Origin of the sequence: Pseudoalteromonas sp. SCQQ13 (genome assembly GCF_015864415.1) — a bacterium.
Taxonomy (GTDB): domain Bacteria; phylum Pseudomonadota; class Gammaproteobacteria; order Enterobacterales; family Alteromonadaceae; genus Pseudoalteromonas; species Pseudoalteromonas nigrifaciens.
In genome coordinates this window covers 12347-36557 of the sequence record NZ_JADYXG010000025.1, presented here as the reverse complement: position 1 = coordinate 36557, position 24211 = coordinate 12347, and the positions used below count along the sequence as shown (strand labels likewise).

The window sequence follows — 24211 nt, the reverse complement described above, 5'->3', positions numbered from 1 at the left end:
TTGACTTAACGCATCGTGAATTATTGCTAAATTTAAGTACGCATACCAACCACATTAAAGCTCACCAAGTATAGCGCCAATAACGTGCCTATAGAATGAATATAACGGCAGCGCAAAGCAACATAAAACACGGCTAAGCATAAACTAAAAAGCCATTGCAATTAATTAATCGCAATGGCTTTTTAAATTGGGTATAGCTTTTTATTAGTCTTGCTTTGGTAGTAAACCAAAGTGATGATATGCGTTGTCTGACACTATTCGTCCACGGGGTGTACGCTGAATAAAGCCCTGTTGAATTAAAAAGGGTTCTATTACATCTTCAATAGTCTCTTTTTCCTCGCCAATAGCTGCAGCTATATTGTCGAGCCCAACTGGGCCGCCCATAAATTTTTCTATAATGGCGAGTAAGTACTTACGATCCATATAATCAAAACCGCTTTTATCTACATCTATCATATTAAGTGCCAGCTCTGCCACTTCGGCGTTTACCGTACCGTCTGACTTTACTTGGGTGTAGTCACGCACTCGGCGTAGTAATCTATTGGCAATACGGGGGGTACCGCGTGAGCGTTTAGCAATTTCAACTGCACCCTCGTCGCACATTTCTAAATCAAGAAAATGCGCCGATCGCCCTACTATGTACGATAAGTCTTCTACTGAATAAAACTCTAAGCGCTGCACAATACCAAAGCGGTCACGCAGTGGCGAGGTTAACGAACCCGCGCGAGTCGTTGCGCCAATAAGCGTAAACGAGGGTAAATCTAATTTTATCGAGCGTGCTGCTGGGCCTTCACCTATCATAATATCAAGTTGGTAGTCTTCCATTGCTGGGTAGAGTATTTCTTCAACTTGTGGGCTTAACCTGTGTATTTCATCAATAAATAATACATCACCTTCTTCAAGGTTGGTTAGCAATGCGGCTAAATCACCGGCTTTTTCGAGCACTGGCCCTGAGGTTGCCTTTATATTTACCTGCAGCTCGTTGGCAACAATATTAGCTAATGTAGTTTTACCCAAACCTGGTGGGCCAAAAATAAGCAGGTGATCGAGTGCTTCGCCTCGGCTACGGGCCGCTTCAATAAAAATTTCCATTTGCTGTTTAACATGCGGTTGACCACGGTAATCGGCGAGTAATTTTGGCCTAATTGCACGGTCTATAGAGTCTTCGTTGGGTTTTTCAGTCGCGTCAATTAAGCGATCAGCTTCGATCATAGGTTACTCACAGCATTGATTTTAAAGATTCTTTAATAAGAACCTCAGTAGACATATCGGGTTTACTTACTGATTTTACTGCTTTTTGCGCTTGTGGCAATTTATAACCTAGCGACACCAAAGCCGACACAGCATCATCGGCGGCATTATTAGCAATTGTTGCGTCGCTAAACGGCTCAATAACCGCACTGTCGCTGAAAGGGGTGAATAAATCGTTGCCCCAATTTTTTAACCTGTCTTTCATTTCGAGTACTAGCCGCTCGGCGGTTTTTTTACCTACCCCGGGTAATTTAACTAAGCTTGTGGAATCTTCGTTATTTACACAGCTTACAAATTGCTGCGCCGACATACCCGACAAAATAGCTAAACCTAGCTTTGGCCCTACGCCATTGGCCTTTAATAACTCTCTAAATAAGGCACGCTCTACTTTATTGTTAAAGCCAAACAATAGTTGTGCATCTTCGCGTACTACAAAATGAGTATAAACAATGGCATTTTCGCCAACTTTAGGTAAGTCGTAAAAGCAGGTCATTGGCATTTGCACTTCGTAGCCAACACCATTTACCTCTAATAATATTTCGGGAGGTTGTTTTTCTACTAAAATACCATTTAAGCGACCAATCATAGTTATTTCCTTAAACGTCCTCTAACGGTTTTGCTTGCGCTACCCGCTAGTTTTATTAAATTTTGTTCTGAGTGCGCATGGCAAATAGCAATAGCCAGTGCATCGGCGGCATCAGCTTGTGGCGTACCAGGTAGTTTTAAAATGTTTTTAACCATATGCTGTACTTGAGTTTTATCGGCGCCACCATTGCCTACTACGGCTTGTTTTATTTGCCTTGCTGAGTATTCAAATACTGGTAAGTCGGCCATTGCAGCGCCTACAATAGCAGCACCACGTGCTTGGCCTAGCTTTAAGGCTGAGTCGGGATTGTGCGCCATAAACACTTTTTCTATCGCGAAGGTTTCTGGCGAAAACTGCTCTATAAGCTGGGTAATGCCTTGGTAAATCATTTTAAGTCTTATATGAAACTCATGATCCGCTAATTTAATGCAACCACTGCCTAAATAAGTGAATTTAGACCCCTGATGCGCTACAACACCGTAGCCAGTTAAGCGTGAGCCTGGATCAATCCCTAAAATTATGGCCAAAAAGCACTCTCATTATTGTTATTCGTTTATTAGGCTAATAATGCCAGAGCACTGTATAAATTACCAGTAACAATAAAACAAAAACGCCCACTTAAGTGGGCGTTTTCCTTTTGCTTAAATATTGGCAACTTAACCTAACGCACGCACCAGCCCTTGGGTGTTTTGCTTAAGTGTGCGAGCAATCATAAAATAGCCTAACCCCGCTACAAACACTCCACCTGCCACCGGTCCTATTATCCAAATATGTGGATGTAATTTACCCGCCAGATCAAATAACTGCTGCTGTACAACTAATAGTGCAATATCACTAAAAAAAGCGGCAACTAAGCCGGCCAAACCACCAAGCAATAAAAACTCATATAAAGTAGCGTTTTTAATAAGCCGGCTTTTTGCACCAAGTGTGCGCAGTATTACAATTTCTTGCATGCGCTCGCCTAAGCTTGCTTGCACTTGCGATATTAATACCAGTGCACCACACAACACCACAATAGTAAGTACAAAGCCAATTGCAAGTGACACTTGCTCTATGGTTGATTGTATTTGTTTAACAAAGTTACCTACATCTATGGCGGTAACCGTTGGATAGCTGCGCAGCAATTGGCTAAAGTCGCGTTTTTGATTAGGCTCAATACGTACCGACGAAATATACGTTGCCGGAAAGTCTTTGAGCACATCAGGGCTTAAAATAATAAAAAAGTTTGGCTTAAGGGTGGCCCAGTTTACTTTACGCACACTGGTAATTTTAGCGTCAAACGACTGCGCACCAATTAAAAACGTTAACGTGTCGCCAAGTTCAACATCTAAACGCTCAAGCATAGACTCCTCAATAGATGCCTCTGCTAATGTGTTTTCATTAAACCACTGCCCTTGCACTATTTCGTTTTGCGCTGGCGGCGTTTCAAGCCAGGTTAAGTTTAGCTCGCGACCAATACCAGCGCGTGCCTCTTCATCTTTTTTCTCGTTGTCTTGCAATGATACTTCTCGCGCTACCAGCTCGCCATTTACCGCATTTACCCGGCCACGAATGGTGGGATAAAACTCCGATACCTGAATGTTTTTTTGCGCCAAATAAGTATTAATTGGCTCAAGTTCGTTTTGGGTAATATTGACTAAAAATGCATTGGGAGCATCGTCTGGTAACTGCGACTGCCAATCGGCTATCATGTCGTTTTTAAGTACCACTAAAAATAGTAATAGCTTAATAGCGAGGGAAAAGCTGATCAGCTGGACTGCATTCACATTTGCACGCTTTTGAATTGACGCAATTGCCAGCGACCAACTATTACCCGGCTTTAAGCCCAATTTACGGCCACCACCAAATATAACTTTAGACACCAAAAACAACACGCCAATTAAAGTAAGGGTTGAGGCAAACAAAATCAGAGTAATTTTTATATTATTGCTAAATAGCCACATGAGTAAAAATACGGTAAACGCACTCATAGCTAAGTGCACCCGGCTAACCGCTAGTTTATCGCCTAAGTTACGACGCAGCACTCGCAATGGCGGAATATCAAATAAATCAAATAACGGCTTGATAGAAAACATCACAGCACAAATTACACCTGTACTAATTGCCACTAACCACGGCTTAAAACCCGCCATTGGCAACGTTGTACCCATGCTTTTTGCTAAATAATGTGTCGCAATTTCTTGTAAACCATAGCCAATTAATAAACCCACTGTTACCGCCATTAAACACACCATTAATAAATGTGTAAGGTAAATTTTGCGGATCATTGCCCGGCTACCACCTAAGGTTTTCATCATAGCAACTGGGTCGTATTGGCGTTCACAATAACGCTTTGCAGACACCGCAATTGCCACTGCGGCTAAAATAATGCCCAGCAAACCTGCTAGCAACAAAAAGCTTTCTGCACGGTTTAAACTATTAGATATTGGCGATTGGCGATCTTTTACGCCATACCATTGCTGGTTTTCTTTTAACTGCGGTTTTAGCCAATCGTAAAAACTATTTATATCGCTTTCATCGCCGGCATAAAGCTGACGATAAAATACTCGGCTACCCGGTTGTATTACTTCTGTTTTTTCCACGTCGTTAATGTTTATAAGCACCCTGCGGCTACTCGAAAACACATTAAAAGGCGCGTCGGGCTCTTCTACAATTACTTTTTCAACGTTAAATAATGCAGCACCTAGCTCTACTACATCGCCTATATCTATATTTAAACTATAAAATACCGACTCGCTAAGCCACACATTGCCAAGTGTTGGTCCGCCGTTAGCAACTTCGGTTTCTCCATTTAGGCTCGATTTAACCTTAAGTTGCCCCTTTAACGGGTAACCACTTGAAGCCGCTTTTACCGAACTAAATTGCATTTCGTCGTTGGCAAATAACATAGTGTCGAAGTAAAGCATTTGTGCGGTTTTTAAATTTTGTTGCTCTGCTTTAGCTATATAAGAAGTGTCGATTACGTGATTACTGCCAAGCACTCGGTCGGCGGCAATAAAGGCGCTACTTTTTTGCGCAATGCTCTGTGCTATACGCTCGGTAACCATAGATAAAGTAAGCACGGTAAGTACCGCAAGCGCTATAGCCGCACTTATCACCGTAAGCTCACCACGGCGAAACTCCCGCGAAAATAACTTAAGCGCTAACTTAGCCCACATTTGCTATTTCCTCTGCTGAGTTTTCTACTAATCGGCCACCTTCAATTTGAATAATATGCTGGCATTTTTGTGCAAGCGCCTCGTCATGCGTTACTAAAATAAGCGTAGTACCGTGCTGCGAATTTAGATCAAACAATAGCGACTCAATCATTTTACCGTTTTTACTGTCTAGGTTTGCCGAAGGCTCATCGGCAAACAGTATTTTTGGCGTGCCAATAAATGCCCGCGCAATTGCAACGCGTTGCTGCTCACCACCAGAGAGTTGCGACGGATAATGGTCGATGCGATGACCCAAACCTACCTTTTCTAGCAAAATAAGTGCTTGCTGTTTAGCGTCGCGCTCCCCTGCAAGTTCAGCGGGTAGCATTACGTTTTCAAGCGCTGTTAAACTTTGTACTAACATAAACGACTGAAATACAAAGCCTACTTTTGCGGCGCGCAGCCCAGCACGCGCTTCTTCATCGAGATTATGTAGCGGCTCGCCATCTAAAAATATTTCACCGCCACTCGCCGTATCAAGCCCAGCTAACAAACTAAGTAACGTAGATTTACCAGAACCAGAAGTGCCCACTACCGCAACAGATTCGCCATGCTTGACATTAAAGCTGATGTCGCTGAGGATGGGCAACTCACCTTCAAAGGTAGATACCACTTTAGACAAACCATTTACTTGAATTATATTTAATTGAGAAAGCGCTGACATATGACTCATTCAATCCTACGTTTTGTATTCATTTTATTTTTAGTTATCAAGCCACTAAGTGCAGCAGCTAATAACACCATTTTAATACTTGGTGACAGTTTAAGCGCAGCCTACGGACTTAAACAAGAACAAGGCTGGGTACAATTGTTACAAGATAAATACGATGCTGAGCAAAGTAATATCAAACTTATTAATGCCAGTATCAGTGGCGAAACAACCGGTGGCGCACTGCGCCGTGTAGATGCTTTGCTAGCGCAGTATCAACCAACTCATGTACTTATTGAGCTGGGCGCAAACGACGGTTTACGTGGTTTTCCGGTGAGTAAGCTACAAGCTAACTTAACCGAATTAATCAAAAAAAGCCAAGCAGCCAATGCCACCAGCGCTTTAATGGAAATTTATATTCCACCTAATTACGGGCCACGTTACAGCAAAATGTTTACCGATAGTTTTACACAAGTAAGTAAAAATACAAACGCTTACCTTATGGACTTTTTTGTACTTAAAGTTGCTGGGCAAAACGACTTAATGCAAAACGATAACTTGCACCCTAACAAAACTGCGCAACCAATACTACGAGACGAAATGTATAACACGATCAAACTTTGGTTAAATAAAGACTAGCGCCATGCTTAACTACTTTTAATTGCGCAAGGAAACTATTTTCAGCCTGCTTGCGCAAAAAACACTCAAACAAACAAATGCTTATTGATTTTTAAAAAAATACACGTACTATTGCAACCTCAGTCGGTATGTGGCGCAGCTTGGTAGCGCACTGTCATGGGGTGGCAGGGGTCGAGAGTTCGAATCTCTCCATACCGACCAATTAACAACACCTAATATCAGAATCAAATTTAATTTCAAGCCTTCAATATTCTCATAAAAACACTTATAACTTTAATTGATAACACGAGAATGTAGGTGTAAAGTTATTTCCAGATATAAATTTATACGAGGTGGCAATTATGAATAAAAATAAGAAAAAAATCACAAAAAGTATGATTTTAAGATCTGTTGCTAGCTCTACTGCTATCGAAACTGGTGCAACAGTTAAAACAATAGAAAAAAAGCTAAAAGAAAATAAACTCAAATACGAGTCTCTTTCACTCGCTATTTAATTATATCTCTCACGAGCCTTTCAATGTGTTGATAATCTCTGTTTACACCCGCTTGAATTGACTTGATGTAGAAATCTTTATGCTCATCCCACAAGCTATAATCAAGCGTTCCTTTTCCAGCTTTGCTACACAAAAAGTCCATTAACAGACGGCTTACCCTGCCGTTACCCTCACGAAATGGGTGAATTAGAATAAACTCAACATGGCTCTGCGCTAAAAATGACACAAGCTCTTCATCGGTCATTTCTGGTAAGTTATTAAATCGAGATAAATACTCATCTTCAAATAACCTAATGTTTTTTTCAATTTGTAAAGGCGACATAAACTGAAATCCGCCTTTGCCCATATCAATACTTCTTATTTTACCTGCCCATTCATATACATTACCTAGCCACTGTCTGTGCCAATTAGCAACATTTTGAAAAGAAAAAACATCACTTTCTGTGTCTGGCGTTGTAAATATTTTTTCATATAGTTTAACTAAAAGGATAGCCTCAACATCATCCATTTCTGCTACATCAACAATCGCTAACTTGTTCGCTAAAACTAGTTTTTCAGATCCTAGTTGATATTGCGCTTCAATAGAATCAGTCTCGTATTTAGTCATTTAATTACGCCAGTAAAATGATTAGTGTAAAAGTGCTTAACAACCAATGCAAGTAACCTTTAGCGTTGTCCATTTGATATTAGTCGAAACTGACAATAAAAAATTAATGTGACACCCATTTTAATAATTAATCGCTTTAATTTTTACTAAGATAAATATCGTTTGGCTTAAAGTGTCCTAAATATTCAAAATGCTTCCGCTAGCTCAAATAACATCGTTTTTACCTACTTTTTATTCATTTTTAGGCATGCGAAATACTGTGCTTTCACAGTGAAGGGAAATAACGGGTAACTTTTTGAAGTAACGCTTTAAGCCAGTAGCTTTTCGCAGTTACTAACGTTGGTGCGCCGCTTTCTGTTTAGGTGTTCGCAGTATCCTTCGTGTGACGCTGGGCGACCTACTGCGCCATGAAATACGCGACTAAATTGTGTGGTGAGTTTTAGCCAGTTTTCGGGGGTAATGTTGACTCTTTGTAACAGGGGTAAAGTGATACTCTCAATATGGCCTTTCTTGCCTTCGCGTATACAACGTCCAGTTAATTCTACTAGTTCAAGGTAAGATTTAAGCGCAAATGGTAATCCTTTTGCCATGTGCTTTTTTGATTTACCTGAAAAGCGCAGGAGTTGCTTCGGTTGCTTACCTGCCGTGGCACTTTCAATGCGTATTTTTACACTGGTATGCTCTGATGTTTCTGGTGTTGTTGCTGCCTTTGCTCTTATTGGGTTTAAATCAACATATGCCATACAGGCGATTAATGCCGCTTCATCTAAGAGGGCTTGTGATTTAAAGCGTCCTTCCCAAAAGCGGCCGGTACAGTTATCTTCTTTATTAGCTCTGCGCGCAATGTCTTCATTTAATAAGCGCATAAACCAACTGATATTAGCTAAGCGTTCTCGGTATTCAATGATTGTTTCATTTAGAAAGAGCCATTCAATTTTACTTAGCTCTTCACCTTGCAGATATTTGTTAGTGAGTACAGTGCCTTTACAAAGCCTGTGCCACCGCTGAATAATGGCTTTATCGGTTAGTCGCTTGGCTTTTTTATCATCAACATAGAGTACTAAGTGGGTGTGATTACTCATTACTGCATACGCACACACATCAATACAAAACACGTTAGCGAGGGCAAGTAATTTGCTTTCAACCCACTCTCTGCGATGTTCATACGATTGATTAGTAAAGTTGTCTACGCCGCATAAAAATGCACGGCGTACACAGCGCGAAATACAGTGATAGTATTTTGTATCGACCAAACTAACCTGACGTTTTCTTGCGATAGCCATGTGACACCCTGCTTAATTATTGCACTAACCAGAGCTTAGTTAATTACACTGATATTACAAATATTAAGATGGGTGTCTGTTTAATATCTTTTTACAAATATTAAGATGGGTGTCTGTTTAATACCTCTCCATACCGACCAACTTTAAAAGCCTTTTAAATAACCAAAATCAATTACTTCGCAACACGCTCAGTTACTTTATTGCTACCTTTCCTGAATTTAAAAAATATACAGTAACCTAGTCTGGCATGCAGCTTCCGCTATAAACCACTTTGCTATATTCACCTGAAAAATCACTCATGCTTACCGAATTTATTATAAATGCACTTTTGCTGATCAGCCATTGACCGTCTCTTTGCTTTTCAAATTCGTCGAGGTAGTAGCCACCTAATTGCACATGGAGCTTATCTTTGGTGTTGATACTTTGAAAGCGAAGGTTAATTTTAGTCTTGGCTGTATTGTTGGTGAGCTCTAAAAAAACCGGATTTTGTGCGTGATGCATATCAACTATATGGTCGTGGCAACCAAGATCTTTAAAAACAGCCACAAAATCTTCTCGTCGGTTAAATTGGCCAATGTGACCAAAGTTAATATCTACTTCGCCGCTAATAAAACAATTAGTTACCACCTCAGGTTGTTTTTCATCGCAGGCATTTAGGTAGCGATATTTCAACTCTAATATTGATTGCTTGTCTTCTAGTTGCTGTAAACGTTGCTCGGTAGTCTTTGTATATTTCATAGCAGCCCTTTGTTTTTTGGTCGATTTTTAAGCTAGGCTTTTATACTAAGGCTTTACATGCTAATTTCAATACAAATATATCTTTATTACTAGTACGACTACTATCGAAACTAAATTGAGCTGGTTAGCCAATTTAACCTTTAGTACTTTTAATGTGTCATCTTTTTAAATGAGGGAATCCATGCAACAGGAAGAAGCAAAAGTTGCCATTGTAACCGGTGCTAGCCGCGGTGCAGGCAGAGGCATTGCCTTAGCTTTAGGTAAAAAAGGCATGACAGTTTATGTTACTGGCCGCAGTATAAAAACAGGCTCAGTTTTAGGGTGGGATGGCTCGGTATTACCCGGAACAGTATATGAAACTGCTGAGCAAATTAATCAAGCAGGTGGTATAGGTATTGCTGTGGTGTGCGATCACAGTGACGATGCACAAACCGCCGCATTGTTTGCTCAGGTTGAAAAAGAGCAAGGCCGATTAGATATTTTGGTTAATAACGCTGCATTTATTCATGATCAATTAGTTGAACAAAAGCCATTTTGGGAAAAAGAGGTTAATGCGGGTAAAATTTTAGATGTAGGTTTACGCTCTGCTTACGTGGCTAGTTGGCATGGCGCAAAACTAATGGCTAAGCATAACAGTGGCTTAATTATGTTTGGTTCTTCATTTGGTGCTAGTTGTTATATTCATGGGCCTGCTTATGGTGCACAAAAGGCGGGCCTTGATAAGCTTGCTCATGATATGGCGGTAGACTTTAAAGGCACAGGTATGCGTGCTGTATCTATTTGGATGGGGCCACTCTTAACCGAACGTTCGGCCATTATAGGTAAACTAGATAAAGAGCAATACCAGCAGTTTATGGCAACCGCAGAGTCACCAGAATTTATTGGTGATATTGTTTATGCTATTGCTAATGACCCTAAAGGTGACGAGCTTAACGGGCACACTGTAATTGCTGCCGAAATAGCTAAGCGTTTTAATATTACCGACAGAGAAGGTTTGCAGCCACCATCTTATCGCGAAATGTTAGGTTCGCCGAATAAGCCAAACCCTGCCGTTATTTATTAATAAGTTATAAATGAGGCTGTTGAAGTTGATAGCGCCTATAAACCTTAAATAAGCTTATAGGCGTTTTAACTATTATAGTTAATGCTTGCGCCCTACACCATTACGTACCATGTATTGCCCTGTTTGGAATACGTTTTCTGTAATCATGCGTGCTAAAAGTAGCTTTTGATTATCGTCAAACACAGCAACAAAACGGCTGCCATCTGCGTTATTTGTTGCCATACCAATGCCTGCAACACCTTTTAAGCCAAAGCCACCGCTTTCTACATTAAGTAAAAAACTTTCAAGGTCGGCTAGGTTATCAATTACACTTTGCTCTTCACTCATTTTTTATAACTCTTTTAATCATGCTCCGCGTACTGCAAAGCTTAGTAATACAATATGCTCGCTATTTTATATACTCTTGGTAGAAACTTAAACCTTTTCGCCAACAACACCGCATATCAATATAAGTGCTACACTGTGGCCTGGTTATTATGCTAACTGGCAAACTATGAAAGACTGTAATCAATGCGGTAAATGTTGTATTAAATACGGCGATGGCGACTTGAGTGCTACCCAAGAAGAAATTGATTTATGGGAAATATTTAACCCTGAAATCTTTGAATTTGTTAAAAATAATGAAATATGGTTCGATCCTAAATCGGGCGTTAGGCTAAGCAGATGCCCTTTTTTAGAGGTTGAGCCTAAAACAAACCCTCAAGCGCAAAATAAATACACTTGCAGTATTTACTTAGACCGCCCCGAAGACTGCCGTCATTATCCGAGCCTAATAGCTGAAATGATCAGAGATGAATGCGAAATGATTGAAATAACTGATCTGTCGCAGCCAATAAAAGCACAAATAAAACTAGATTTTATCATGCGTGATAGCCGCCCTGCTGGCTACTAAGTATTAAAACGGCCAATGTAGTTTTATAAACAATATTTTGGCCGTTTTAATTAAACACGCTCTAGTAAACTTTCAGAACTAAAATGTACTCACTGCAAGTTCTAAATGACTTATAGCACAGCCATATTGATCCTTATTAATACGATGATACGCAGTGTTAGCTTGTACACTTAAGCTCAATATAAACTGATCTTGTTGAGCAACTGTACTTTGTTCTTGGCTTAAGCACATAGCTTGAATAAGTGAGCGTAATTTTGCATTCGTTAATATAGAGCCAAATCGTTGTAGCGGTAATGCTGGTATTTTAATACTTGCTAAAGCTTTATTAATGCTGCGCTGGCTTAGGGTAAAATCTTCATTTGCAATATCAATAACGCTGCCTACAGGCCAGTATGAGTAGTTATAATGCTGATTGCCTTTTGCTTTTAAATATACCACACCACTTTTACCTATTACGGTCATTAAGTTACCTGCGGATGACTTTATAACGACTAATGCCGTGGCTTCATCAATACCAAAACCAAACTTTTGTTGCGTTTTATCAAGTACTGTTGCCAACCTTAATGTACGGTTTTGTTCACTAAAGTGAGTATCGATCATGCCATAATTAAATGTTGCAAGGCCACCAGCAAGATTAAACATAGAACTATCGTTAATATCTGCCTGTAAAGCCAAAAGGCTCGATCCTTTAGTAATTGTAGCTATGTTACCACTTGTGTTTTTGCCACCGCTTTGAATAGCCGCCCCCGCGCCGCTACCTATAACAACAGGGCGTGTTTGCAATGCTTTAGTCCACGGGTAAGCTTGGTTGTTTTCATCAAACAGTACGCTGCGCGTTAAGTCTTGCTCGCCATTATTAAAAATCACTCCTGTACTGTTGTTTATTAGCTTTACCAAGCTATTAACGCCATTACTGCAAAGGGTATTTTCTGCTTGGATGCGATCGGGATAAATAGCCTCACGGTTATACAAGCGCATTTCTGATTGCCTATATTGTGGTAATTTTTCACAGGTGTTTGTAGTAATTGCTTTAACTAATGCAGGGGTCAATGCTAACCATTGGCTGTTTACACTTGCCGTGCTCAATAAACCTTGAGTAAAATCGGCAGCAGCATAAGGGTCTCGGCTTGCTGCTGTAATTGCCAACACACTTGGTTGCTCGTTAGCTACCTTTAAACTACCCGTTATAAATTGCAGTATATTGTTTATAGCCGGTTCATTATTCAAACTAGGGTTAACTTGCTCCGCTAATCGCTGCCCTTGAGAACTCAACTGAGGCACTTCAAGCATATCCATAACAAAATGATACTCTTGCTCCGATAGGCTATTAAGCTGGGTATTATCAATATCGCGCCAGTGCCATAACAGTGCAGGCTTAGTTATTGATGTTGATGATTTAGCCTTTATCGCAAGTAAAACTTTAACTGTACTGCTTTTAACTTCTTGATTAGTACTCGGCCACTGCTGAGTGATTTTTTTAACTTTTTTAACCGTAACGCTAAATAAATGCTCTGCTTTACCCGCTATTTGGGTGTTTTTATCGCACTGTTGCATGTTTAAACTACTGCAGCTACTTAGCTCGCTACCAACTAAAATTAACGTTTGGCTTTGCTCTGCGGCCGTTAAACTAGCACAAAACGTAATGCTTAATAACACAGCTAAAAAGCGGACCAATTGTTGTTGTCTATAATGTGTAAATGCATGCGTCATGATATAACCCAAATAAAAAGTGGCTTGTAATTACATCATGTTAATTTTTAATAACTTGGGCTGCAACTTTATATCTTAATCTAGCTCTAGGGTTAAGCTAATAACGCGCCGTATCGCTTTGTTTAGCTAAAGATACTAACTACCTAAAACGGTTAAAGACTAACTAAACAAAATTAAACACGCTGTTTATTGAGCCGGTGTTTTGTTTAACTTATGCTTATATTTTAGGCAACCCGAGTATGGAATATGGATTTTTCTGCTGAAGAAATAGACTTTTTATCTGACTTATTTAAATCCGATCAAAAACCTGCATTACCTCATGAGCCTATGTTAACCATGCAAAGCAGTGTGCCTGTTAGTATTGCGCAGTTACTTAGCAATGCCAATTTAACTCTACTGGCTGAGGTTGCCCATTACCAACTGTGGTTTCCGCTACACTTAAAAATTAATAGCTCCGGCACAATTACACCTACTTTAAGCGCTCCTGAAGTTATTGATACTAAAGGCACTCAACGCAGTTGGCGCTGGAGCCATTTAAATATTAAAAGCCAAGGCTTTTGCATTGAATCAATTTCAAGCACAGGTGTATTTTTAAAGCCCACCGGTAAACACAAAAACCTATCAAAAGTTCAACACGTAGAATTTACCCTACCAAATAAAGAATCTGTATCTATGGATATTGAGCCTGTCAGGCAAAGCAAGCATGGCCTTGCAGCTAAAATAAAACACATTCATACTGGTAAAGAACAATTAAGAGCTTATTTATTTGCCGAACACCAACGTCAATACGCTAATTTATATCAGCATGAACCATTAATTAACTCACCAAGTTAGCGCTTAACAACAGCCTCTGGTTACAGTCACTGCATACTATTGCTTTTTGTTATTTGCTAAACAAAGTAGATGCAATATGAATTGGATAGTTGTCATTTATTAATTCTTTAACAAATAACGACGGCTGTTTAGCATCGGCAATTAAGTAAGCCTTATGTTTTGCTCGGGTAAGTCCCACATATAATAAACGCCGCTCTTCTGAATAAGCAAAGGTGTCTTGGCTAGGTAGTAAAGCCTCCAGCAGCGGATTATTTTGCTGACTGCTCGGAAAGCCAAACTTCCCCTGCTCTAACCCTATAATAATACAGTAATCTGCTTCTAACCCTTTGGCGCTATGCAGGGTTAAAAATGCTACGTTTGCACTTTTTTGTTGTGAGGCTAAACGCTGTTGCACTTTGTTGAGCGTATAACGATAACGGCTCAATACAGCAATACTCGCGTTTGCATGGTGTTTTTGAATAGTATTGATAGTTTGCTGGGTTTTTAGCTCTAACGACTTTTTACCTTGGTACACGTCATCTAATAAAATAACTTGAGGCTCAGCCACTTGTGTATGAGTAATAATGAGCTTTTTATACTGCTCAGGGTTTTGCATAACAAAACGCCCCGCTACGTCACTTATACTATTGTTATACCTAAATGTTTTTTGCAACAACGTTAACGAATGACTACCCACTAACTCATTAAAACGTGTGGTAAGTGCTAAGTTACCACCAGAAAACCGATAAATTGACTGCCAGTCGTCACCTACAGCGGTAAAACGCACCTTATGACCATGCTTAATTAAACTGTTTAATAAAGCCATACGTGCAGCAGAAATATCCTGAAATTCATCCACTAAAATATGCTGCCATGGCACATTCACTTGCTGCTTATTTACAGCCTGAGTAGCTTGTAAAATCATATCGTCAAAATCAATACAGTTTTGCGCAATGAGTTGCGTTTTATAAGCGCGATGCATAGCAATTAATAACTGCGCGGCCGCACTGTGATGATTAGTGCTTTTTTGATTGCTATTAACTTGACTCGTATTTAATTGATTGGTACTTAGTTGAACAGTATTTAATTGATTATTTTGGCGCTTAAGCCGCTGAGTAATTTCGCTATCGGTTAACTGTTCAGCCCTTATAGCTGCTAAGCATTTTAAATATTTATCAACCTCATGCTTAAGCTGCCCTGAGTCTTTTAATATTGCCAGTACTTGCGTAGCATTAAACTTACTTTTATGAGTATCGCAGGATACTAAAGGCTTATCGAGCATAGCAATAAAGGCGCTTAATAATACCGGTTGGGCTTGTACTTGCTCACTTAGCCATGATGTTAGCCAGCTCGGCAGCGCGCCAAAATCACTTACAAAAGGCGATATGTTGCAACCTTTACCTGCCTGCTGTAGCAGCTGCAACCCTAACGCATGAAAAGTTAAAACCTCTGGTGACTTGCTTGATAATTTAGCCTGCTGGGCGCGTTTAATAAAGCGTGTTTTAAGCTCTTGCGCCGCTGTTTTATTATAAGCAAGTACCAGTATTTGCTCTGGCATTGCTTGTTTTGTGGCAATTAGATCAAGTGCTTTGGCTACCATAACTGAGGTTTTACCGGTACCTGCAGCAGCCAATACTAAATTTTTATCGTTATTGCGTATTACAGCAAGACGCTGCTCATTAGTTAATGGGTTTGACTCCACGTTATTATAAAAATCAGCTCGTTGAGCAAGTTGCTTGCGCTCATATTTATTACGCAGTTGTGCAATAGCATCATTCTTATTTTTTGCACTGGCCAATACCGATAAAAACTGGCTACTATTTGAAGGTAAATACCCTTGCCACACATTGCGGTTTTGCTGATAGCGCTTGCTCAGTGAAAACACCTCAGCGCTTAAAATTGTGGTATTACTGTCGCGTAAATACTCATCTAACGCAGTGCGCTTTAATAAAGCTTTAGCATTATTTATTTTGTGTTCAAGCGCTTGCGAAAAATATTGGTTAATTGCAATGTTTAGTGCTTTTGCCTGTGCTTTGTTTAAAAAGCTAATAGTAGTATGAGCACTATTTTCACCTAGAGTTAAATTAATTTTGGCGCTAAATATCCGGTTTTGCAACTGCGAAAAATCGTTAAAATCCTTGATTAAAAACGATTGCTTAGTCGCGTTTTTAAACTCAATCACTAAGCTTTCCTGCTCAATACTGAGTAATTTAATACGGGTGAAAAAACGGCCTAACCAACTAGGTGTGGCAAAATACTGCGCCATAATACTCAATATCTAAGTAGGTAATAAAACAATTGTAACATACTCTTTTATAATACATTTAATTTAACAACTTACTATAACTGAGCTTAGTAAATAGCTAATTTAAAAAATTAAAACAGCTGTTTATCGTTTTAATTTGCGCCTTATTTTAGTCAGCGTTAAGCTGTGCTTTTATTTACTAATTATATTAACTGCATTTGCTATATAGCCTTGCTATATAGCCTTGCTATATAGCCTTGCTATATAGCCTTGCTATAAGGTTAATTATAATTATTATTAAAGGTTTATTATGACTAACAGCACATATCCTATTGGCACACCTGGCACTAAGTGGAATAACAACGATAAAGCCGATTGGTTAACCCGCCAAAATATTAAACGCAGCTATCAAAATGAAGTAGTAACCCTCATTAACGAGCTCAAAGATGCGCTTAATGTAGAACAATATGGCGAACTAAATTACGTTGCAGGCAAATATCCTTTATTTGTTTTAAAAACCGCTGACTTTAACACTAACAAACCTACCGTTTTAATTACCGGTGGTGTACACGGCTACGAAACTAGTGGCGTACACGGCGCGCTTAGGTTTGCAAAAACGGCAGCGCAAAAATATAGTCTGCATTTTAATATTGTAATCGCACCTTGTATTAGCCCTTGGGGGTACGAAACGATAAACCGCTGGAACCCAGAAGCCATTGATCCTAACCGCTCATTTTATGAAGGTAGCCCAGCGCAAGAGTCGGCGGCGATTATGGCGTATGTAAAATCCCTTGAGTTAGATTTAATTGCTCATATTGATTTGCACGAAACGACCGACAGCGACAACAGCGAGTTTCGCCCGGCACTAGCTGCACGCGAAGGCACAGTAAATACTAATTGGAATATTCCCGATGGTTTTTATTTAGTGGCCGATAGCACTAAACCTGAGGCTGCATTTCAAAAAGCCATTATTGATAGCGTAGCAAAAGTAACCCACATTGCCCCAAGTGATGAAAATAACCAACTTATTGGTGTGCCACAAGAGCAATTTGGGGTGATCAACTACGCTGCTCGCGAATTAGGTTTATGTATGGGCTTTACCAATGCACCTTATGTAACCACCACTGAAGTATACCCAGATAGCCCTACAGCAAGTGACGAAGAATGTATTTTGGCACAAGTAGCCGTAATTACGAGCGCATTAGATTACATAATTAATCTGTGATCTGGGTTTAAATATATACAATTAATAATCCTATTAAAATGCCCAAGTAGGTAAACTAGCTTGGGCATTTTTATACTTTTAATTTTTATAAAAGTAACTATCTTTCGTTATGCTAATGCTCGGATCTTCTTCTGCAAAAATAATAAATTTAACTTTACTTACCTTGTTTGAAATATCAAAGCCATCTGCAGTCACCGTTACGGGTATACGCCTCATCATTCCAGGTTGAATTAGTGTTGTATCTGGGCTAGTTAATTTAGCCTCTGCTAAGCCTGATATAGCAATAGTGTAGTGCAATGTTTGTTGGGTTTTATTTATAATCGTTAACGTATAAGGGTTTTCTACTAAACCCTCATAATTTACTCTGTACAAGGCGCCTCTATCGCGCAGTACCGAGGCTTCAATTGGTGTTCTTTGTGCCACCCAAGCAAACATAGCTACAATTAGCATCACGGTCAAAACACCATATCCAACCAATTTAAGCCTAAAAGGGTTGGTTTTTTTACCCGCCATTTGCTCTCCACTAGCGTATTTTATTAACCCTTTTTCATAACCAAATTTATTCATAGTATCGTCGCAAGCATCAATACATAAGCCACAGTTTATACATTCATATTGCAAACCATTTCGAATATCTATTCCTGCTGGGCATACCTCTACACATAAATTACAATCTACGCAGTCACCTAAGTTAAGTGCTTTTGGGTCGGCCTTACGTTTACGTGGGCCACGGTTTTCACCGCGTGCGCTATCGTAAGTAACCACGAGTGTATCTTTATCAAACATAACCGATTGAAAACGCGAATACGGACACGCCACAGTACACATTTTTTCACGTAAAAACCCTGCGTTACCATATGTACACAAAGCAAATAAAAACACCCAAAAGCTGGTAATACCCGACCACTCAAAAGTAAGCATTTCTAAGTACAATGTTTTTGCGGGTATAAAATAAGTTAAAAATGAAGTGGCAGTTAATAGTGATAGCACTAACCAAGCACTGTGTTTAGTAAGCTTTTTACGCCATTTGGTAAAACCCCATGCAGATTTATCAAGCTGTATACGCTGATTACGTGTGCCTTCAACGCGTTGCTCAACCCACGAAAACATCAACATCCAAATAGTTTGAGGGCAAGTATAACCACACCAAACGCGGCCTAACCAGTTGGTTACAAAAAATAGCGCAAAGGCCCCCACCATAAACAACATGGCTACAATAATAAAATCTTGCGGGAATAAAGTTAAAGTGAAAATAGTAAACTTTTGCGTTGCTACATCTAATAGCACCGCTTGTTGGCCGTTATATTGGATCCACGGTATTGCAATAAACGTAAGCATTAATAACCAGCCTAAGTTACGGCGTATACGTTGAAAAAAGCCTTTTTGCTCACGTATATAAATTGGCCCTTCGCTTTTGTAGGGCTTGATGATCATATCTTCTTCTTTAATATCAAACTTCATAGTACTTACTTAATCATAACGGATGTTAGTTAAGTATTTGCAACTTTCAGACCAAACTGAAAGCAAAGGCATTGTATTGATATTTAAGTGATTTATTTATTATTGAAAACCTCAAACTCGCGAAATAAAGCGATACTCGCGATATATCACGAAATCTTGCTAATCCCTAACTTGTACATTTTAGAGCGTAAGGTACTCTCTGGCATACCAAGTTTTGCAGCGGCACCTTTACTCCCCGATATTTGCCAAGCCGACAGCTTAAGCACAGTAATAATATGCTGTTTTTGCATTTCATTGAGCGTTAATGCTGGGTTTATAGTACTTTGTGATATTGCTTGTAATGGCTGACTTAATTGTAAAATAGCTTGCTTAGATAAAATGGCCTCGCGCTCTAGTACATTTTGTAACTCTCTAATATTACCTGGCCAGTCATAAGCTTGTAGTTGAGAAATTGCCTTATTACTTAATCCCTTAAGCTGCTTAGTTAAACGTTTATTTAACTGCACTATTAAATTACTACATAAATAAGGAATATCTTCCTTGCGCTCTCTCAGCGCTGGCACTTTTATAGGAAATACATTTAAGCGATAGTATAAATCGATTCTAAAACTGCCTTTTTGCACCATTTCCCATAGATCGCGGTTAGTTGCTGCAATAACGCGAATATCTACCTTTAATGTATTGCTTGCCCCAACACGTTCAAATTCTTGCTCTTGCAACACTCTAAGCAACTTACTTTGCGCTTCAAGCGGCAGCTCTGCTATTTCATCTAAAAATAAGGTACCTTTGTCGGCTAGTTCAAAACGCCCTTTACGGCGCTCATTAGCACCAGTAAACGCGCCTTTCTCATGGCCAAACAGCTCTGACTCTAATAAGCTTGGCGTAAATGCTGCGCAGTTCACTTTTATAAAGGGCTGTTTATTACGCTTACTTAATCTGTATAGGTTTCGGGCAACCAGCTCTTTACCTGTACCATTTTCGCCTAAAATAAGCACTGTGGTATCGGTTTCGCTCACTAACTTAATTTGCTCTAACATGGTTTGAAACACGTGGCTTTTACCTACTAAGCCAGAGTCTTGCCAATCTTCGTTTAATTCTGCTATTAAATAATTATTTTCATCTTGTAACTGTTCACTCAAATGTTTTACTTGTGCAAGTGCATCTTGTAATGCATTTTGTGTTTGTTGCTGCTGAGAAATATCGCGAAATACCGCTACCGCACCTATCAATTCATTATTTCGATAAACTGGTGTCGATGTGTACTCAACCGGGAAAGAGCTGCCATCTTTGCGCCAAAAAACTTCGTTTTTCACTTCACGGCGTTTACCGTCAAACATGGTGCAATATATTTGGCATTCGTCGGCTGGATAAGGCGTGCCATCGGCATGAGTATGATGATGGTATTGATGAATTTTTTTACCTAATAGTGTCTCTGCACTCCAGCCCGTCATGCGCTCGGCCGCAGGGTTAACAAACACGGCATTACCCGACAGATCAAAGCCATAAATTCCTTCGCCCACTGCGTTGAGTAATAAACTAGGATCGTTTAAAAATTGTTTTATCATAAAATAGCCCTCGCGAAATATCGCGATCATTATGACAATTTAATTCAAAAAGTGCACTGCAAAAATTATTATTAGTAATTAATAGCGCTGGAGGAAGGGAGTGACAATAGAATTACGAAAATACAAAAATTTATGACAAAAAATAAAGCCTAGTTACCTTATTATGCTAACTAGACTTTATTTACAACTAACTTAAAGGCGTGGAACCAATTTTATAGCGCCTGCAACCACTTTCATATCAAGTGGTAGTTTACTTAGCAAGGCCATTTTAGGATCGTTCATATTTAGCTCATACACTGGGTTTACAGCTAAAAAGCGGTTAATAATATCCATAGCTTGTTCGTCTAGCGCACCTAAATTACCTTTAAAACCACCAGCATCAACACTCGAATCTAGTAATTTTATATTACGTAAAAACACCGCTTTTTTCTCGCTGTCGTAAAATGGGCTACCTTCTATTTGCAGCTTTAAGCGTACTGGGTATTTTAATGCAAAAGCACTAATGTTAGCGCTTGAATCGGCGCCTAGCACTACAACATCACGATTTTCTGGACCAATATTTACACTCACATCGTTTACATCAAACTCTACTGGTAATCCCATTAAACTTACCTGTTCGCTTAATTTAGGAAGCTGTTTTGTTAATAACGACTCCACGTCGGCGTTAGTAAATGAATAAACAGACATTCCTTGTGTAGCGTTACATGCAGTTAAAAATAATGCGGCAATAATAAATAATATTTTCATAAAAAACTCTCTAAATTATTATAAGTGATGGGTATAAAAAAGCCGCTTACGAGCGGCTTTTAAAAGAGTAATACTCTATTAGGTGTAACTACACTAAGCTGTAAAAACAGCCTTTAGCCGTGCTAGTGTGTCAGCATCAACTGAACCTTCACTGAGCGCTAACAACTGCTTTAAATAATAGCTTATATCTGCATGTTCGCCACGATGCTTATCATCTAACATGGCAACTTGCTCTGCCATTCTTTGCATTGCATCATTACTACTTACATTAGCTAAAATTTCCATTCTAGTAAGTAACTGTGCGCTACTAAGTGATGTTTTAAGTGCAGCTTGGTACTGGCTCGGTATCGCTTCATTATTTTCAAGAGCGTTAAATAAGGCCACTAAATTAGCTTGTTCGGCTTTGCTCGTTAGCCCTGCAAGCTTCTCTTCTATGGCGCTAAGTAACGACGTTACTTTTGGCGATAGTGACTTAAACTGGGTATACCCTTTAACTTTAGTTTCTAAGTCGTGTAATTGCGCTTTTTCGTTAATTTGACCCAGCGCCAATTCAAGTTCGTTAAGCTCAGCGACTACTTGCTTGTCGTTTTCGCTTTGATCTAACTTTTGCTGTTCAAACTCGCTACTGCGTTTAGTAAAAGTTTCGTCGTTAAATTGACGAAATTTTTGCCATAAGGCATTTTCAGCTTTTAAGCCGGCAAAGCCAATTGCTTGCCACTGCTGCTGTAATTGTTTTAGCTCTTGGCATGCTGCTGCTAGGTCATCACTTTGTGATAATTGCTGCGCTTGCTCTACTAATGCATTTTTAAGTGCAGCATTGCCTTTATGAAACGCATTTAACGCCGCTAGCACACGCTGCTGCTCGTTTTTGTAACGATCGTTTAATACACGGTACGTTTTAGGGTCAACTTTACCCACACTACGCCATGCTTTGTTTAAACGATTGTATTGGCTTTCAAACTGCTTCCAATCAAAACCCTGCTCGTCAGTTGCGAGTAAGTGCAGTGCATGCATGTCAGCAATAATACTTTCGCGCTGCGCTTTTGACGCTTCACGTTGTACTTCTTGCTCTGCAAAATAGTTACGGCAAGGTGCAAACAATAATTCGATTTTTTGATCAAATTGCTCACCTTGTTGCTTTTCTTCGTCTGTATCTAAGCGGCCAAGCTCATTCCAACGTTTACGCAACACTTTAACTTGATCAGCCCGTTGCTGGGGATCTACGCACTCCTCTAAAGCGAGCGTGCTAACTTCTTCAAGTAATGCTTCGCGCTTTGGTGCTGCAGCATATTTTTGCCAATCTTTGGCGTCAGCTAGCTGCGCTTCTAAATCGGTTTTTAAGCTTACAAGTGGTTGCTGATACTGCTCAGTTAAGGTATTAAATAACTCTTCAAAGCCTTTAAACACACCAAATGCAACGTTAAAACGACCTTCTTCTATTAGGCGCTTTACATCACGGGCTTTGCGTTTAGCTTGGCTTTGATTTTTTTCAAGCGGTTTTATCAACTCATTCATTGGCACTAAAAATTGCTTTTTATGCGCATTAAGTTGTGTTTTAAACGTACCTTGCAATGCACTATCTAATATATTTAGATGATTACGCGCTGCTTTAAAACCACTATTAAATGCAGCTAGGGTTTCGTCGTATTGGGCTAAATCGGCTGCTGGTTTTATTTCACACAGTGCAGTAAATGCCAGCTTATAATCTTTAATAGCAGACGTTAGCTCAGGTAATTTAGCTACTTGAGTAAATGACTTTTCTAACTTATTAATAACCTGCTTTGATTGCGGGTTATTGGCTAACTCTGTTTCATTTATTGCTTGTTGAGCCTGCGCTACTTTTGCATCAAGCCAATCTTGCTGAATTTGCTCTGGCGTTTCTAGGCCAAGTTGTAATGCATTTTCAATTTCTTCACTTAAAGCTTCAAGCGTTGCTAATGCCAACAGTTGACGCTGTTGTAGTGCAAGTAATTGCTGCTCTTTTTCGTGCTCACTGCGAAGCTGTGCAATATGGGCATTTAGCTTTTCGGTAATTGTGCTGTACTTTTCGTTTAGCAGTTTTACTTGCTCGGTGCTAAGCCACTTAAGCTCTAAGGCTTGCCATTGCGCCATTAACTCACCGGCTTTTGGGTTTACTAATGCAAAATCATTTTTATCGCGCAAAGCATTTAGCTTGGCTAAAATAACACGGGTTTCCCCCTCAACTTGCGCTGGCATTTCAATTGCTAAACGCTCGTTTTCTAAATGCGTGTTAAGCGCTGTTTTAGCACTGTTTTGTGCATGCTTTAATAATGGTTTAGTTAACTGGTGGGTAATAACCAGCTCAACTAGTTGCGCTTGTAACTCTTCGCTGCCCTCTTTAAAGGCTTTTTCTATTAGTTTAGGGTTTCCTAGGCGCTTTAGTAACTTAACCCGCACTTGCAACTCTTTTTCTGCAAAGGCAAGTTTTTCAAGGGTTTTTACTGGTGCAAAACGCTCTATATATTCGCTTTTAATTTGCGGCGACAGTGTACTTTCGCTACTTAAAACAGCGGTAGATATTTGTTGTTCAGCAATATCTTTTAATGCTTGATCTTGTTTATAGGCTTTCCACCACAGTGGCAAGTCGTTTACTTTTTGCAGTGCCTTACGACGAATTTCTGCTGAGCTATCTTCCAGCGCTAAAGTGCTTAAAATTATTGCGTCGCGTTGTACATCTAACTTTTCGATTGCGTCTAGACGTATTTGCAGCTTTGGGTGTTTCCATTTTGGCGTAAAAAGGTGTTTAAAGATCATGTTCACTAAACCTAGCTATTTCGTTATCTGAGTTAAATTCTTTTTGCAGTTGTGCTTTTGTTTTTTGCACCATTTCGCCATTTGCACCAATAGTAAATTGCTCATTCGATTGAGCAACTTTTGCTTGATACAACATAACTAACTGCACTGTTTGCTGTTTTTGTTCATCTGATAAAGGAGTGCCATCTGGCCATTTGCCAGTTGCTGCTCCGTATTGCAAACGTTCAAATAATTCTGGGGTAATATTTTGTACAAGATTGTCGATATTCAT

At 39.6% G+C, this 24211-nt stretch carries 22 protein-coding genes and 1 tRNA gene; 7 read left to right on the top strand and 16 right to left on the bottom strand.

All coding sequences use genetic code 11. From position 1 onward, the window contains the following. Positions 1 to 204: 204 nt before the first annotated feature. The 5 genes from ruvB to I6F41_RS16260 all read right to left on the bottom strand — a co-directional run bounded on the left by ruvB (position 205) and on the right by I6F41_RS16260 (position 5698). Complete coding sequence (ruvB, locus tag I6F41_RS16280) at positions 205 to 1212, bottom strand: Holliday junction branch migration DNA helicase RuvB (RefSeq protein WP_011328547.1); 1008 nt, start codon at positions 1210 to 1212, stop codon at positions 205 to 207. 7 nt (positions 1213 to 1219) lie between these two features. Beyond that, positions 1220 to 1837: a Holliday junction branch migration protein RuvA gene (gene ruvA / locus I6F41_RS16275; protein ID WP_089368500.1), complete on the bottom strand. Its 618-nt coding sequence runs from the start codon at positions 1835 to 1837 to the stop codon at positions 1220 to 1222. Positions 1838 to 1839: 2 nt separating this feature from the next. Further along, entirely contained in the window at positions 1840 to 2364 is a 525-nt protein-coding gene (ruvC, locus tag I6F41_RS16270; protein WP_011328549.1) for a crossover junction endodeoxyribonuclease RuvC, read from the bottom strand. A gap of 129 nt (positions 2365 to 2493) precedes the next feature. Then, positions 2494 to 4995 carry an ABC transporter permease gene (locus I6F41_RS16265; RefSeq protein WP_197108768.1) on the bottom strand — a complete coding sequence of 834 codons (2502 nt, stop codon included), beginning with the start codon at positions 4993 to 4995 and terminating at the stop codon, positions 2494 to 2496. Continuing rightward, positions 4985 to 5698 carry an ABC transporter ATP-binding protein gene (locus I6F41_RS16260; protein ID WP_011328551.1) on the bottom strand — a complete coding sequence of 238 codons (714 nt, stop codon included), beginning with the start codon at positions 5696 to 5698 and terminating at the stop codon, positions 4985 to 4987. The genes I6F41_RS16265 and I6F41_RS16260 overlap by 11 nt, the downstream gene beginning before the upstream one ends. Between I6F41_RS16260 and I6F41_RS16255 the strand changes: the two genes are divergently transcribed. The 3 genes from I6F41_RS16255 to I6F41_RS16245 all read left to right on the top strand — a co-directional run bounded on the left by I6F41_RS16255 (position 5699) and on the right by I6F41_RS16245 (position 6816). Next, positions 5699 to 6322 carry an arylesterase gene (locus I6F41_RS16255; RefSeq protein WP_011328552.1) on the top strand — a complete coding sequence of 208 codons (624 nt, stop codon included), beginning with the start codon at positions 5699 to 5701 and terminating at the stop codon, positions 6320 to 6322. Positions 6323 to 6446: 124 nt separating this feature from the next. After that, positions 6447 to 6523 (top strand) — tRNA-Pro (locus I6F41_RS16250). Positions 6524 to 6663: 140 nt separating this feature from the next. Next, a complete protein-coding gene (locus tag I6F41_RS16245; RefSeq protein WP_197108767.1) occupies positions 6664 to 6816 on the top strand; it encodes a hypothetical protein in 153 nt (50 codons plus the stop codon). Here the strand turns inward: I6F41_RS16245 and I6F41_RS16240 are convergent. The 3 genes from I6F41_RS16240 to I6F41_RS16230 form a co-directional block, all read right to left on the bottom strand. Further along, on the bottom strand, positions 6809 to 7423 hold the full coding sequence (locus I6F41_RS16240) for a Fic/DOC family protein (RefSeq protein ID WP_197108766.1): 615 nt from the start codon (positions 7421 to 7423) through the stop codon (positions 6809 to 6811). The two genes, I6F41_RS16245 and I6F41_RS16240, sit on opposite strands and share 8 nt — an antisense overlap. A gap of 308 nt (positions 7424 to 7731) precedes the next feature. Continuing rightward, positions 7732 to 8706, bottom strand: coding sequence for a transposase (locus I6F41_RS16235; protein ID WP_197108765.1), 975 nt, complete (start codon positions 8704 to 8706; stop codon positions 7732 to 7734). Positions 8707 to 8943: 237 nt separating this feature from the next. Continuing rightward, the gene (locus tag I6F41_RS16230; RefSeq protein WP_197108764.1) at positions 8944 to 9444 is read right to left on the bottom strand and encodes a nuclear transport factor 2 family protein; all 501 of its coding nucleotides are present in this window, start codon (positions 9442 to 9444) and stop codon (positions 8944 to 8946) included. A gap of 181 nt (positions 9445 to 9625) precedes the next feature. Here I6F41_RS16230 and I6F41_RS16225 point away from each other — a divergent pair, with 181 nt between their 5' ends. Further along, positions 9626 to 10507, top strand: coding sequence for an SDR family NAD(P)-dependent oxidoreductase (locus I6F41_RS16225; protein ID WP_197108763.1), 882 nt, complete (start codon positions 9626 to 9628; stop codon positions 10505 to 10507). A 78-nt stretch (positions 10508 to 10585) separates the two neighbouring features. Here I6F41_RS16225 and I6F41_RS16220 read toward each other — a convergent pair whose 3' ends face one another. Further along, the gene (locus tag I6F41_RS16220; RefSeq protein ID WP_197108762.1) at positions 10586 to 10834 is read right to left on the bottom strand and encodes a hypothetical protein; all 249 of its coding nucleotides are present in this window, start codon (positions 10832 to 10834) and stop codon (positions 10586 to 10588) included. Between the two features lie 166 nt (positions 10835 to 11000). Between I6F41_RS16220 and I6F41_RS16215 the strand changes: the two genes are divergently transcribed. Beyond that, positions 11001 to 11399, top strand: coding sequence for a YkgJ family cysteine cluster protein (locus I6F41_RS16215; protein ID WP_197108760.1), 399 nt, complete (start codon positions 11001 to 11003; stop codon positions 11397 to 11399). A gap of 78 nt (positions 11400 to 11477) precedes the next feature. Here I6F41_RS16215 and I6F41_RS16210 read toward each other — a convergent pair whose 3' ends face one another. Next, positions 11478 to 13109, bottom strand: a complete 1632-nt coding sequence (locus I6F41_RS16210) for a cyanophycinase (protein WP_197108758.1) — start codon at positions 13107 to 13109, stop codon at positions 11478 to 11480. 246 nt (positions 13110 to 13355) lie between these two features. On the opposite strand from I6F41_RS16210, the gene I6F41_RS16205 reads away from it, so the two are divergent. After that, positions 13356 to 13943, top strand: a complete 588-nt coding sequence (locus I6F41_RS16205; protein WP_089368506.1) for a hypothetical protein — start codon at positions 13356 to 13358, stop codon at positions 13941 to 13943. A gap of 49 nt (positions 13944 to 13992) precedes the next feature. On the opposite strand, the gene I6F41_RS16200 is transcribed toward I6F41_RS16205, so the two are convergent. Continuing rightward, positions 13993 to 16188, bottom strand: a complete 2196-nt coding sequence (locus I6F41_RS16200; RefSeq protein WP_197108757.1) for a UvrD-helicase domain-containing protein — start codon at positions 16186 to 16188, stop codon at positions 13993 to 13995. Positions 16189 to 16477: 289 nt separating this feature from the next. Here I6F41_RS16200 and I6F41_RS16195 point away from each other — a divergent pair, with 289 nt between their 5' ends. Next, complete coding sequence (locus I6F41_RS16195) at positions 16478 to 17392, top strand: M14 family metallopeptidase (protein ID WP_193039009.1); 915 nt, start codon at positions 16478 to 16480, stop codon at positions 17390 to 17392. 78 nt (positions 17393 to 17470) lie between these two features. Here I6F41_RS16195 and ccoG read toward each other — a convergent pair whose 3' ends face one another. The 5 genes from ccoG to I6F41_RS16170 form a co-directional block, all read right to left on the bottom strand. Then, positions 17471 to 18853, bottom strand: coding sequence for a cytochrome c oxidase accessory protein CcoG (ccoG, locus tag I6F41_RS16190; protein ID WP_167376935.1), 1383 nt, complete (start codon positions 18851 to 18853; stop codon positions 17471 to 17473). A gap of 146 nt (positions 18854 to 18999) precedes the next feature. Next, positions 19000 to 20418, bottom strand: a complete 1419-nt coding sequence (locus I6F41_RS16185) for a sigma-54 interaction domain-containing protein (RefSeq protein ID WP_197108756.1) — start codon at positions 20416 to 20418, stop codon at positions 19000 to 19002. A gap of 192 nt (positions 20419 to 20610) precedes the next feature. Beyond that, the gene (locus I6F41_RS16180) at positions 20611 to 21165 is read right to left on the bottom strand and encodes a DUF1439 domain-containing protein (RefSeq protein ID WP_011328566.1); all 555 of its coding nucleotides are present in this window, start codon (positions 21163 to 21165) and stop codon (positions 20611 to 20613) included. Positions 21166 to 21258: 93 nt separating this feature from the next. Further along, positions 21259 to 23940 carry a DUF349 domain-containing protein gene (locus I6F41_RS16175; RefSeq protein WP_197108755.1) on the bottom strand — a complete coding sequence of 894 codons (2682 nt, stop codon included), beginning with the start codon at positions 23938 to 23940 and terminating at the stop codon, positions 21259 to 21261. After that, entirely contained in the window at positions 23930 to 24211 is a 282-nt protein-coding gene (locus tag I6F41_RS16170; protein WP_011328568.1) for a YeaC family protein, read from the bottom strand. Before I6F41_RS16170 ends, I6F41_RS16175 begins: the two co-directional genes overlap by 11 nt.

Coding starts and splice junctions, on each gene's coding strand:
- ruvB (WP_011328547.1), bottom strand. CDS start 1,212: ATGATCGAAGCTGATCGCTTAATTGACGCGACTGAAAAACCCAACGAA.
- ruvA (WP_089368500.1), bottom strand. CDS start 1,837: ATGATTGGTCGCTTAAATGGTATTTTAGTAGAAAAACAACCTCCCGAA.
- I6F41_RS16265 (WP_197108768.1), bottom strand. CDS start 4,995: ATGTGGGCTAAGTTAGCGCTTAAGTTATTTTCGCGGGAGTTTCGCCGT.
- I6F41_RS16260 (WP_011328551.1), bottom strand. CDS start 5,698: ATGTCAGCGCTTTCTCAATTAAATATAATTCAAGTAAATGGTTTGTCT.
- I6F41_RS16255 (WP_011328552.1), top strand. CDS start 5,699: ATGACTCATTCAATCCTACGTTTTGTATTCATTTTATTTTTAGTTATC.
- I6F41_RS16245 (WP_197108767.1), top strand. CDS start 6,664: ATGAATAAAAATAAGAAAAAAATCACAAAAAGTATGATTTTAAGATCT.
- I6F41_RS16240 (WP_197108766.1), bottom strand. CDS start 7,423: ATGACTAAATACGAGACTGATTCTATTGAAGCGCAATATCAACTAGGA.
- I6F41_RS16235 (WP_197108765.1), bottom strand. CDS start 8,706: ATGGCTATCGCAAGAAAACGTCAGGTTAGTTTGGTCGATACAAAATAC.
- I6F41_RS16230 (WP_197108764.1), bottom strand. CDS start 9,444: ATGAAATATACAAAGACTACCGAGCAACGTTTACAGCAACTAGAAGAC.
- I6F41_RS16225 (WP_197108763.1), top strand. CDS start 9,626: ATGCAACAGGAAGAAGCAAAAGTTGCCATTGTAACCGGTGCTAGCCGC.
- I6F41_RS16220 (WP_197108762.1), bottom strand. CDS start 10,834: ATGAGTGAAGAGCAAAGTGTAATTGATAACCTAGCCGACCTTGAAAGT.
- I6F41_RS16215 (WP_197108760.1), top strand. CDS start 11,001: ATGAAAGACTGTAATCAATGCGGTAAATGTTGTATTAAATACGGCGAT.
- I6F41_RS16210 (WP_197108758.1), bottom strand. CDS start 13,109: ATGACGCATGCATTTACACATTATAGACAACAACAATTGGTCCGCTTT.
- I6F41_RS16205 (WP_089368506.1), top strand. CDS start 13,356: ATGGATTTTTCTGCTGAAGAAATAGACTTTTTATCTGACTTATTTAAA.
- I6F41_RS16200 (WP_197108757.1), bottom strand. CDS start 16,188: ATGGCGCAGTATTTTGCCACACCTAGTTGGTTAGGCCGTTTTTTCACC.
- I6F41_RS16195 (WP_193039009.1), top strand. CDS start 16,478: ATGACTAACAGCACATATCCTATTGGCACACCTGGCACTAAGTGGAAT.
- ccoG (WP_167376935.1), bottom strand. CDS start 18,853: ATGAAGTTTGATATTAAAGAAGAAGATATGATCATCAAGCCCTACAAA.
- I6F41_RS16185 (WP_197108756.1), bottom strand. CDS start 20,418: ATGATAAAACAATTTTTAAACGATCCTAGTTTATTACTCAACGCAGTG.
- I6F41_RS16180 (WP_011328566.1), bottom strand. CDS start 21,165: ATGAAAATATTATTTATTATTGCCGCATTATTTTTAACTGCATGTAAC.
- I6F41_RS16175 (WP_197108755.1), bottom strand. CDS start 23,940: ATGATCTTTAAACACCTTTTTACGCCAAAATGGAAACACCCAAAGCTG.
- I6F41_RS16170 (WP_011328568.1), bottom strand. CDS start 24,211: ATGAATATCGACAATCTTGTACAAAATATTACCCCAGAATTATTTGAA.